The organism is Mesorhizobium sp. M1A.F.Ca.IN.020.04.1.1, assembly GCF_003997315.1.
Classification (GTDB): Bacteria; Pseudomonadota; Alphaproteobacteria; order Rhizobiales; family Rhizobiaceae; genus Mesorhizobium.
Window position 1 is genome coordinate 1 of sequence record NZ_RZSN01000181.1, and the last position, 11,181, is coordinate 11,181.

Sequence of the window (11,181 nt, forward strand, 5' to 3'; positions counted from 1 at the left end):
GCGCTGGATGTCTCGATCCGCGCCCAGATCCTCGACCTCTTCGCCGAGCTTAACCAGAAGCTCGGCATCGCCTATCTGTTCATCACCCATGACCTGACGGTTGCCCGCGCCATGTCGGACGAAGTGCTGGTCATGCATGAGGGCAAGATAGTCGAGCGCGGCAGGACGGCCGATGTGCTCGACAGCCCGCGCTCGGAAGCCGCGCAGGCGCTGGTCGCGGCGGCGCCGGACCTTCACCGTGCGATCGCGCGACGCATGCAGGAACAAGGGTAAGCCGCGAGCCCGCGCTCAGCCCTCCGGTTTGACCAAATCCACCGGGCTGATGTCGAGCAAGTCGAGCGTGCGACGCAGCAGCTTCACCTCGCTCTCGGCAAGCTTGGAATCCGCCTTCGCGATCTCGGCCATGTGGCGCGCAAGCAGCTTTCGCCGCTCGACATCGAGGTCGCGGAACAGCGCGATCGCTTGTGAGCCGTTGGTCTCGTAGCCGTAGTCGTTGAGATATTCGACGACGCTGTCGATCGAGGCTTCGGGAATGCCGAAGGCTTCCTTGCAGATGTGCCGGAAGGCGACCATCTCGCTCTCCGACACCGCGCCGTCGGCCAGGATCATCCGGAACAGCATCAGAAGCTCGGCCGACAGCACCGGATCGTCCGCTACCTTGCGCACGCCCGGGTCGCCGTCGAAGATCGAACGTATCTGGTCGAGCAGCGCCATCGCCGTAAGCCTCCCCTTGCGATTCCGTTGAAATTGTTAGCGTGGAATCGGTCTTGCGCAAACTGTCTAAGCATGATGGAAGCAGCCGTCCCCCGCCTTGACCCACAGCCCGATGATCGACCTTACCTTGCAGACTGTCTTCATGCTCACCGCTGCCGCTTTCGCGGCGGGCTTCGTCGACTCGATCGCCGGCGGTGGCGGCCTGATCACCATCCCGGCGCTGCTCCTGGCGGGCTTCTCTCCGGTGGCAGCGCTCGGCACCAACAAGCTGCAGGGCATGTTCGGGTCCGGCTCGGCCACGATCCACTATGCCGCGAACGGCCAGGTCGATTTGCGCCGACAATTGCCTTCCGCGCTGCTGGCCCTTGTTGGCGGCGCCATCGGCGCCCTGCTGGCGACGATCGTGCCCGGCGACTTCCTGCGTGCCCTTTTGCCGGTTCTCTTGATCGCGATCGCTCTATACTTCGCGTTCAAACCCAACATGAACGACGTTGACCGCGCAGAGCGTCTGTCACCGCTCCTATTCGGCCTAACGGTTGTGCCTGCCATCGGCTTGTACGACGGTCTGTTCGGCCCAGGCACGGGCTCGTTCCTTATGCTCGCCTTCGTCAGCCTTGCCGGCTATGGTCTGCTCAAGGCGACCGCGCACACCAAGCTGCTCAATTTCGCCTCCAACATCGGCGGCTTCGTCGTCTTCGCCGCCGTCGGCGTCATCGACTGGAAGATCGGTCTGATGATGGGTGTCGCCCAGTTTCTGGGCGCCCGCCTCGGCGCAGGCCTCGCCATCAAAATCGGCGCAAGACTGATCAAGCCGCTGCTGGTGATCGTGTGTGTAGCGCTGGCGGTGAAGCTGCTTGCCGACCCGGCCAATCCCCTACGCCAACTCATTGGTGTGTGACTGTCCTGCTGGTAGAATTCGGGTGTTGCGAATCATGTTGGAGGGACCAGACATGAATCTTAGTGCGCCCACGCAGATCGTGTTCATTATTTCGTTGGTCATCGCCGCCATCGGCCTTCTCGCCGCTCTCGGCCTTCTTGCGTTCATTCCTCTCGCGTCGGTGTGGATCATGCTCATCGCCTATGTCGTGCTCGCCGGCGGCTGCCTGATGCGCGGCGCCTAAAGCAATCCAGGAAAAGTGTGGAGCAACTCGGAGCGCCCGGCCCTGCCGGGCGCTTTTGATTTTTGCGAGCGTGTTCTGCTAGGCTTGCGGCATGTCCGACGAGACGGAGCGCCATCGGGAGGATACTCGCTCTCCCGCCCTCCATTCCGAGATGGTGCGGCGCAAACCCGCCGCCCCGCTCGCAGGCATCGTCACGGATATCTGCGGCTATCGGGAAATATTGCCCGGCCATTTCCGCATGGTCGAATATGCCTCGCTGACCGTACCCCTGGTGATCAGCTTCGCCGAAGCCTTCGCCATCGGGCTCGGCCGCAGCCCGGGCGACAACGATCGCTACGCCAGCTTCGCCGCCGGTCTCTATGCCGGCCCGGTCATGATCGAATCCTTCGGCGCCGCCTGCTGTGTCCAGGTCAATTTCACGCCGCTTGGCGCCAGGCAATTCTTCGGCCTGCCGATGAGTGAGTTGCGCGACCGCATGGTCGGGTTGGACGATGCGATGGGCTTTGATGGCATCGCGCTGCGCGAACAGCTCGGCGAAGCGTCGGATTGGACAAGCGCTTCGACATTGCCGAGGGTTTCATCGCAGGCCGACTCGCGGACGCGCATGCGCTTTCGCCCGAAATCGCCTGGGCCTACCGGACGGTCATCGCATCGGGCGGCCGCACCCGCATTTCGGCGCTCGCCAGCGAGATCGGCTGGAGCCGCAAGCATCTGGCGGCGAAATTCACCGACGCGACCGGCATCGGCCCGAAGACATTGTCACGCATCGTGCGCTTCAACCGCGCGCTGTCGCTGTCGAAGCGGCAGGACGACAACTGGGCCGGCATTGCCGCCGATTGCGGCTACGCCGACCAGGCGCATCTGGTGCGCGAATTCCGTCAGCTTGCCGGCGAAACGCCATCCGGGCTCGCCACGTGGATCTAAGCTTCAGGCGAGGTAACATTTCTTCAAGACGTGGAAACCGCCTTCGCACAGACTGGCATCCATTCAACCAGCACAGGGATATTGTCATGCCAGCAACAAACGAAGCACCCCGTCTCTATCCAGCCCTGCGATACAGGAACGCCGCTAGGATGATCGACTGGCTCAGCGAGGCCTTCGGCTTCGAACTGCGCGCCCGTTATGGCGATGGCGACATCGTTCACCACGCGGAACTGACCTTTCGGTCCTCGATGATCATGCTGGGCACCGCGCGCGACGACGATTACGGCAAGATGGTCGGCGAGCCCGGCGGTGGCGGCGGCAAGTCCATCTACATTGCCGTCGATGACGCCGATGCCGCCTATGCCAAGGCGAAGAAGGCCGGCGCCAGGATCACCCAGGAACTGGTCGACCGCGACTATGGCAGTCGCGAGTTCATCTGCCTCGACCCCGAAGGCAATGTCTGGTCCTTCGGCACCTACTGGCCGAAGGCGGGCGAGAAGGCGTAGTTGCTATCCGCGCCGGCATTTGCGGCTGGCGAAAACGCCTGAACTTCGTCATCCACGGGCGGAGCGGGAGCGAAGCGGACGCGAAGACCCGAGGATCCATTCCGTGATCTCGATCGAAGGGCGCAGAGGAGCAGAATTCTGCACGGTAGCAACGCCTTACCGTCACGGAATGGATCCTCGGGTCTGCGCCGCGTCGCTTCGCTCCTTGCTCCGCCCGTGGATGACGATGCGGCGGAAGCTTTCGCTAATGGCAAGCGTATGCGCATCGACGGGAGGACCTACCGCGCCAGCCCGAAAATCGCATCGCAGTCGAGATGCTTCTCCAGCTCGGCCGCGACCTCGTCCAGCGCCTTCTCGACCTCGGCGCGATAGTCGATGCCCCCATCCTTGACCCCGAGGCTCGCAAGGTAGGCCGCGCGAAAAGCGTCCGCTGCAAACAGCCCATGCAGATAGGTACCGATAACCTTGCCATCGGCGGAGACCGCGCCGTCCTCGAGGCCGTTGATGATCGCCGAAGGCCGCGCGGCGTCCGGGCCGGTGGTGCGGCCGAGATGGATCTCGTAGCCTTCGAGCGGCAGGCCGAATTGCACCGAATGAGCGCTCGAGTTGCGCACCGTCTTTTCCGGTTCCATCACCGTCTCGATGTCGAGCAGGCCAAGGCCCTCCGTCTCGATGACGCTGCCTTCGATGCCATCGGGGTCGCGAACCTTGCGGCCGAGCATCTGATATCCGCCGCAGATGCCGACGACATGGCCGCCGCGTTTGCGGTGCGCGGCAAGGTCGCGATCCCAGCCATTCTCGCGGAACTTTATCAGATCGCCGATGGTCGATTTCGAGCCCGGAATGACCACCAGCCCGGCATCTTCCGGGAGCGGCTTTCCCGGCGGCACGAACACCACCTCGACCTGCGGCTCGGCCTTGAGCGGATCGAGATCGTCGAAGTTGGCGATCCGCGCCAGCATGGGCACCGCCACCTTCAGCGCCCGCCTTTCGCCCGAGGCAAGTCGCTCGAGCACAACCGAATCTTCGGACGGCAGCCTTGCCGCGGACTTCAGCCAGGGCACGACGCCGAAACAGCGCCAGCCGGTAAACTTGCCGATGGCGCTGACCCCATCGTCGAACAGCGAGACATCGCCGCGGAACTTGTTGATGAGATAGCCGGCGATCATGCGCCGGTCTTCCTCCGGCAGGATCAGATGCGTGCCGGCGACGGAAGCAATGACGCCGCCGCGGTCGATGTCGCCGATAAGCACCACCGGGACGTTGGCACGCGTGGCAAAGCCCATATTGGCGATGTCGCGGCTTCTAAGGTTGATCTCGGCCGGCGAGCCGGCGCCCTCGACGATGACGAGGTCGGCGTCCTCGCCGACCTTCGCCCAGGAATCGAGCACCGCATCCATCAGCCTGGCCTTCATTGCCTGATAGTCGCGCGCCCGCGCCTCGCCAAAAACCTTGCCCTGCACCACCACTTGCGAGCCGATGTCGCTTTGCGGCTTGAGCAGCACCGGGTTCATGTGCACGGTCGGCCTCACCCCGCAGGCCAGCGCCTGCAGCCACTGCCCGCGGCCGATCTCGCCGCCGCCGGTCTTGTTGTTGCCGGGGATGTCGGCGACGGCGGCGTTGTTGGACATGTTCTGCGGCTTGAACGGCCTGACCTTCAGTCCGCGTTTTTTTGCTGCCCGGCAGAGCCCCGCCACCAGCACCGTCTTGCCGACATCCGAGCCGGTGCCTTGCAGCATGATAGCCCTGGCCATCAGCCCCTGCCCTCCGCGCCGATGATCGATTTCTGCGCGAGCGGTCCACCTCGCCAGATATAGAGCGCCATCAGTGGCTCCTTGCCGGTACGCATGGCGTGATTGACGTTGGACGCATGGTGGATGATTTCGCCCGCCGCTCGAACCCGAAAGCCGGCCCCGCCCATGCGCCACTCGGTGCTGCCGGTCAGCGGAATGTAGATCTCCTCGGCGGTGTGGTGGTGGTCTGGGTAGACACTGTCGGGCCCGAGGATCAGCAGGCCGCCCGCGACCTCGTCATTGGCGAAATGCCCCCGCGTGCCGAACACCTCCAGCCAGCCGTAATTGTCGATGAAGAGCTGTCCGAAATCGGCAGCGGTATAAGTCTGGCCCCAGCACAGCTCATTGCGATGGTCAGCGATGAACCGCGTCAGCGGCCCGGCGTCCCGCGGCGCAAGCTCCGCAATCCGATCGAGATGGCGAAGGCAACGAAGCGCACGTGGTTCGCGCGAACGAGAGGGCATGTGCCAATCGATGCGCGCGACGGCGTCCGCAACCAGATCGCTGTCGATGCCGGCGAGATAGAAGTGGAACCGGTCCAGCAGCTGATCGAAAATTGTCGGCACGCAAGACTCCGTTGATCAATCCATGCACAGCCGGTCCGCGGCGGGCTGGGTTGCGCGGCGGCATCATTGGTCTAGATTGATCGCTGCGCAAAGCCAAAAACGACAGGCCACAAGGCCTGAAACGACAGGGAGCACGCCATGGACGCGGCAGTCGATGCGGGCACTGGCCAATTCGAACTCACCGAGCAACAGCGCGCCATGAAGGAGATGGCTGAGGCCTTCGCGGCCGATCGGGTCGCGCCGAACGCGCTCGACTGGGACCGGGCAAAGCACTTTCCGGCCGACGTGATCCGCGAGACCGGGCCGCTCGGCCTGGGCGGCATCTATGTCCGCGACGATGTCGGCGGCTCGGCGCTCGGTCGGCTGGATGCGGTGCTGATCTTCGAGGCGCTGGCGCATGCCGATCCGGCCTTCTCCTCCTTCATCTCCATCCACAACATGGCGGCGTCGATGATCGACCGCTTCGGCAGCGACGAGCAACGCCGGCGCTTCCTGCCGAAGCTGACCTCCATGGAATGGCTGGCGAGCTATTGCCTGACCGAGCCCGGCTCCGGCTCCGATGCCGCCGCCTTGAAGACGAGAGCGGTGAGGAACGGCGGCGACTATGTCTTGAACGGCGCCAAGCAGTTCATCTCCGGCGCTGGCGACAGCGACCTCTATGTCGTCATGGCGCGCACCGGCGGCGACGGGCCCAAAGGCATTTCGACCCTGGTGGTGCCCAAGGATGTGCCCGGCCTCTCCTTCGGCGCCAATGAGCACAAGATGGGTTGGCATATGCAGTCGACCCGCCAGGTCATCTTCGAGGATTGCAAGGTGCCGGCCGAGAACCTGCTTGCCACCGAAGGCGCGGGCTTCGGCATCGCCATGGCCGGGCTCGACGGCGGCCGGCTCAACATCGCCGCCTGCTCGCTGGGCGGCGCGCAGTCGGCGCTCGACAAGGCGCTCGCCTACACGAGCGAGCGCAAGGCCTTCGGATCGAAGATCAACCAGTTCCAGGCCCTGCAGTTCAGGCTGGCCGACATGGAGACGGAGCTGCAGGCGGCCCGCATCTTCCTCTATGCCGCCGCCTCGAAGCTCGATCGCAAGGCGCCGGATGCCGGCAAATGGTCGGCGATGGCCAAGCGCTTCGTCACCGACATCGGCTTCGACATCGCCAACGAGGCGCTGCAGTTGCATGGCGGCTACGGCTATCTGCACGATTACGGCATCGAGAAGCTGGTGCGTGATCTGCGCGTCCACCAGATCCTCGAAGGCACCAACGAGATCATGCGCGTCATCATCGCGCGAACGCTGATCGGCCGCTGAAGCAGCAAATTTCGGGAGACAACGATGGCAACGATCGCCTTCATCGGCCTTGGCAATATGGGCAACCCAATGGCTGCCAACCTCGTAAAGGCGGGGTATGCGGTGCAAGGCTTCGACCTCGTGCCGGAGAACCTCACGATCGCAAAAGAGCATGGCGTCACCGTCATGGCCAATGCCGTCGCCGCGGTGAAGGACGCCGACGTGGTGATCACCATGCTTCCCGCCGGCAAGCATGTGTTGTCGGTCTACGAGGACATCGCGCCCAAGGCGAAGAAAGGCGCCTTGCTGATCGATTCCTCGACCATCGATGTCGAATCGGCACGCAAGGCTCACGCCATTGCCGCCAGGCACGGCTTGCCTTCGATCGACGCGCCTGTGTCCGGCGGCACCGGCGGCGCCACCGCCGGCACGCTCACTTTCATGGCCGGCGGGTCGGATGCAGCATTCGCCTCTGCCGAGCCGATCCTGAAGCCGATGGCCGGCCGCATCGTTCATTGCGGCGGTGACGGCGCCGGCCAGGCCGCCAAGATCTGCAACAACATGATTCTCGGCATTTCGATGATCGGCGTCGCCGAAGCCTTTGTGCTCGCCGAGAAACTCGGCCTGTCGCACCAGGCGCTGTTCGACGTCGCCTCCACCTCCTCCGGCCAGTGCTGGTCACTGACCACCTACTGCCCGGTGCCCGGCCCTGTTCCGGCGTCGCCCGCCAACCGCGACTACAAGCCGGGTTTTGCTGCCGCCCTCATGCTCAAGGACCTGAAATTGTCGCAGGAAGCCGCGCAAAGCGCCGGCGCCGTGACGCCTCTGGGCGCCGAGGCGACGCAGCTCTACGCTCTGTTCAATGCGCAGGGCAACGCAGGCGCCGACTTTTCCGGCATCATAAATTTCCTGCGCGGCGATCAAACCTAAGCAGCTGCTTGCAAAGGGTTATTAGCAAATTTTTTCGACAGAAATCCGGCAAATTTAGATTTGCTTAAGGTCTCGCTAACTCACCGGTAACGATGTGCCTTTAAAACGGACTGCGAGGCGGACATCGCAACCGCCCGGCGCTCCGGATCAGGTCTCGCGTACCGGAGCCCGTAAGTTTCGCAGGTCTCGAGTAGCGAAACGCCATGCGTATCTGGCAAAGCCGCGTTCCCTTCTGGGACGCGGTTTTTGCGTCTGGGCAAGGCTTCGCTGCAGATTCGGGTCGCCGGGCACCCTCCAGCAAGGGCGCCCGGCTGTGTTTTCTCAGCGCTTCCGCAAATCCGCCTCCGCAAGGTCGAGCGCCTTGGCGATGCGCTCGCAGGCCATGTCGATGGTGTCGCGCGTCCAGATCAGCGGCGGCGACAGTATCATCGTGTCGCCGGTGGCGCGCAGCATCATGCCCTGCGAGATCGCGTGATCGCGCACGACGACCGCCGCACTTCCCGACGGCAGGTATCGTTCCTTGGTCGCCTTGTCCTTGACGATCTCTATCGCACCCATAAGACCGATCGAGCGCACCTCGCCGACCAGCCTGTGGCCGGCGATGCGCTCCTGCAGCGCCTGCGCGAAATAGGGACCGGTGTCGGTCCTGACGCGCTCGACCAGACCTTCCCGTTCAATGATCTCGAGGTTCTTCAGGGCCACCGCGCACGCGACCGGGTGACCGGAATAGGTGTAGCCGTGGTAGAACTCGCCGCCCTTTTCGACGAGCGTCCTGCTGATGCGGTCGCCGACCAGGAGCGCCGACAGCGGCTGGTAGCCGGAGGTCAGCGCCTTGGCGGTGGTGATGGTGTCGGGCTGGACGTCAAAGGTCTGCGCCGCGAACCATTCGCCGGTGCGGCCATAGCCGGTAATCACCTCGTCGAGCATCAAGAGCACATCGTATTTGCGGCAGATGCGCTGCACCTCCGGCCAGTAGCTGATCGGCGGGATTTTCACACCGCCCGCACCCATCACCGGCTCGCCGATAAAGGCGGCGACCTTGTCGGCGCCGGCTTCGAGGATGGCGTCCTCGACGGCCTTGGCGGCGCGCAGGCCGAAATCGTGGTCGCTTTCGCCGGCCAGCGCGAGCTCATAGGCATAGGGCATCATCACATGGACGATGTTCGGCACCGCGCCGCCGAGCTGCTTGTGCATGGGCTCCATGCCGCCGAGCGAGGTGCCGGCGATCGTCGAGCCGTGATAGGCCATCTTGCGCGAGATGATCCGGTTCTTCTCAGGCTTGCCTTCGAGCGCCCAATAGTGGCGCACGAGCCGCAGCGCTGTGTCGTTGGCCTCGGAGCCGGACGAGCCGTAGAAGACCTGACCGACATGCTCCGGCGCCAGTTCCGCCAGCTTCTGCGACAGCAGCACCGGTGTAGGCGTCGAACACTTGAAGAAGGAGTTGTAGTAGGGCAGCTCCTTTATCTGGGCGCAGGCGGCCTCCGCCAGTTCGTCGCGGCCGTAGCCGACATTGACGCACCAGAGGCCCGCCATGCCGTCGAGGATTTCCGTTCCGTCGGAATCATAGATGAACGGCCCTTTGGCGTGGGTGATGATGCGAGAGCCCGCTTCACGCAGTTCCTTATGGTCGGTGAAGGGATGAAGGTGATGCGCGGCATCGATCTGCTGAAGCTGCTTCAGCGAATAGTTCTGATAGGTCATGGGTTTGTCTTTCCTCTTGAATCAATCCGGCGGTGGCCGGGGCGGATTCGTCAGAGGAAACGGGGCGGCGAATAGCCGATGCGGGCGCACAGCCGCAAAAGCTCGGCGCGCAGCGTGCGCGGTGACGGCGTCACCGCGACCCCGAAGGCGCCTGATGTGCTGATGCGGACCATGGCGGCACCTTAAGCCGCCAACGGCCAGCAATTCAAGCTGGACCGGCAAGCGTGCGCTGCAGAAAGACGTAGCGCATCGCCGTTTGCGCGGCCTGGGGCCGGCGATCGCCGCGCCCGCCATGGCCGCCTTCGGTCTCCTCGAAGAACAGCGTCTTGCCGTGACCGGCGGCCTGCAGCCGCGCCGCCATCTTGCGCGCATGCCCCGGATGGACGCGGTCGTCCGCGGTCGAGGTCATCAGCAGCACCGGCGGATAAACGGCACTGGTCGCCACACGCTGATAGGGTGAATAGGCGGCGAGCCATGCAGCCTCCTCCGGCTTTGACGGATCGCCATATTCCGCCATCCACGAGGCACCGGGCGGCAGTTCGGTGTAGCGCAGCATGTCGAGCAGCGGCACGTCGATGATGACGGCGCCGAACAGCTCCGGACGCTGCGTCAGCGAGACGCCGGTCAGCAGGCCGCCATTCGAGCCGCCCTGGATGCCGAGTTGTGCCGCCGTGGTGATGCCGCGCCTGACCACATCCTCGGCGACCGCGGCGAAATCATCGAACGCTTTCTGGCGCTTGCCCTTGAGCGCCGCCTGATGCCAGGCCGGGCCGAACTCGCCGCCGCCGCGGATATTGGCCTGCACATAGGCATGGCCCTTGTCCAGCCAGAGCCTGCCGCGGATCCCGGCATAGCCGGGCAAGAGCGGCACTTCGAAGCCGCCATAGCCATAGAGCAGCGCCGGCACCGGTCCCGTCTGGTCGCGCCGCCTGACGACGAAATACGGGATCATCGTGCCGTCCTTCGAGCGCGCCTCGAACTGCTCCGAAACATAGGGCGATGCATCGAAGCGCGCCGGCTGCGATTTCACGGTTTGAAGTGTGTCGCCATTGTCGTCCGACCATATGATCGAGCTCGGCGTCAGGAAATCGGTGAAGGAGAAGGAGACGCTGGAGCCGAAATGCTCGGCATGGCTGATGCCGACATTGCCCTTGTCGGGCAGGTCGACCGGCTTCACCGACCAGCCATTGCCGGTGCGGTCGCAAACGACGACCTTGCCGCGCACATTGTCCATCAGGTTGATGAACAGCCGGTCCTGCGTCCTCGCGAGACCTGCGATTGAAACGCGGGGCTCCGGTTTGAGCAGCGTCTCGACCGGTTCGAACGAACCGGTTTCAATCCAGCGGTCGAAATCCACGGAATAGAGCCCATCCGGCAGGCAGCGCGTGCCGTCCGGCGCCGTCCACGCACTGCGGACGCCAAAGACGAGCTCTCCCTTGAAGATCGCGGTGTCGGTCGCGTCGTCGGGCAGCGGGATACGCCGGTTCTCGCCCGAAGCCAGCCGAAGGAAACTGTGCGAGGTGAAGAAGTCGATGGTCTTGCCGAGCATGACATGTTTCTTGTCGCCATCGAACTCCACGCCGCCGCCGACCGCGAGATGATTTTTTTCGCCCTCGAAGATCGGCGTCGCCTCCTCCAGCTT

At 64.0% G+C, this 11,181-nt stretch carries 11 protein-coding genes and 2 pseudogenes; 7 read left to right on the top strand and 6 right to left on the bottom strand.

Features of this window, described 5'->3' with window-relative positions; genetic code table 11:
- Positions 1–273, top strand: a pseudogene (locus EOA49_RS26375) (microcin ABC transporter ATP-binding protein); the annotation flags it as partial.
- Positions 274–288: 15 nt separating this feature from the next.
- On the opposite strand, the gene EOA49_RS26380 reads toward EOA49_RS26375, so the two are convergent.
- Positions 289–714 (bottom strand): TerB family tellurite resistance protein, encoded by a 426-nt coding sequence (locus EOA49_RS26380; RefSeq protein WP_066999766.1) that lies wholly within the window; start codon positions 712–714, stop codon positions 289–291.
- 112 nt (positions 715–826) lie between these two features.
- Between EOA49_RS26380 and EOA49_RS26385 the strand changes: the two genes are divergently transcribed.
- The 4 genes and pseudogenes from EOA49_RS26385 (at position 827) to EOA49_RS26400 (ending at position 3,265) form a co-directional block, all read left to right on the top strand.
- Positions 827–1,612: a TSUP family transporter gene (locus EOA49_RS26385; RefSeq protein WP_067329380.1), complete on the top strand. Its 786-nt coding sequence runs from the start codon at positions 827–829 to the stop codon at positions 1,610–1,612.
- Positions 1,613–1,664: 52 nt separating this feature from the next.
- Entirely contained in the window at positions 1,665–1,835 is a 171-nt protein-coding gene (locus EOA49_RS26390) for a hypothetical protein (protein WP_082954093.1), read from the top strand.
- 91 nt (positions 1,836–1,926) lie between these two features.
- A pseudogene (locus EOA49_RS26395) lies at positions 1,927–2,759 on the top strand (helix-turn-helix transcriptional regulator).
- Positions 2,760–2,845: 86 nt separating this feature from the next.
- Positions 2,846–3,265 carry a VOC family protein gene (locus EOA49_RS26400; RefSeq protein ID WP_095801926.1) on the top strand — a complete coding sequence of 140 codons (420 nt, stop codon included), beginning with the start codon at positions 2,846–2,848 and terminating at the stop codon, positions 3,263–3,265.
- 278 nt (positions 3,266–3,543) lie between these two features.
- Here EOA49_RS26400 and EOA49_RS26405 read toward each other — a convergent pair whose 3' ends face one another.
- Together EOA49_RS26405 and EOA49_RS26410 are read right to left on the bottom strand one after the other, a co-directional pair.
- Entirely contained in the window at positions 3,544–5,019 is a 1,476-nt protein-coding gene (locus EOA49_RS26405) for a cobyric acid synthase (RefSeq protein WP_095801927.1), read from the bottom strand.
- Positions 5,019–5,624 (bottom strand): dimethylsulfonioproprionate lyase family protein, encoded by a 606-nt coding sequence (locus EOA49_RS26410; RefSeq protein ID WP_095825661.1) that lies wholly within the window; start codon positions 5,622–5,624, stop codon positions 5,019–5,021. Before EOA49_RS26410 ends, EOA49_RS26405 begins: the two co-directional genes overlap by 1 nt.
- Before the next feature lie 138 nt (positions 5,625–5,762).
- On the opposite strand from EOA49_RS26410, the gene EOA49_RS26415 reads away from it, so the two are divergent.
- Together EOA49_RS26415 and mmsB are read left to right on the top strand one after the other, a co-directional pair.
- On the top strand, positions 5,763–6,929 hold the full coding sequence (locus EOA49_RS26415) for an isobutyryl-CoA dehydrogenase (protein ID WP_127243438.1): 1,167 nt from the start codon (positions 5,763–5,765) through the stop codon (positions 6,927–6,929).
- A 24-nt stretch (positions 6,930–6,953) separates the two neighbouring features.
- Positions 6,954–7,838 (top strand): 3-hydroxyisobutyrate dehydrogenase, encoded by an 885-nt coding sequence (mmsB, locus tag EOA49_RS26420; RefSeq protein ID WP_095778484.1) that lies wholly within the window; start codon positions 6,954–6,956, stop codon positions 7,836–7,838.
- 321 nt (positions 7,839–8,159) lie between these two features.
- Here the strand turns inward: mmsB and EOA49_RS26425 are convergent, their stop codons facing one another.
- From EOA49_RS26425 to EOA49_RS26435, 3 genes are all read right to left on the bottom strand, one after another.
- On the bottom strand, positions 8,160–9,539 hold the full coding sequence (locus EOA49_RS26425) for an aspartate aminotransferase family protein (RefSeq protein ID WP_127242030.1): 1,380 nt from the start codon (positions 9,537–9,539) through the stop codon (positions 8,160–8,162).
- 50 nt (positions 9,540–9,589) lie between these two features.
- Positions 9,590–9,712, bottom strand: coding sequence for a capsid protein (locus EOA49_RS26430; RefSeq protein WP_066999731.1), 123 nt, complete (start codon positions 9,710–9,712; stop codon positions 9,590–9,592).
- Between the two features lie 32 nt (positions 9,713–9,744).
- Positions 9,745–11,181: prolyl oligopeptidase family serine peptidase (locus EOA49_RS26435; RefSeq protein ID WP_164749291.1), on the bottom strand; the 1,437-nt coding region annotated here is incomplete at its 5' end.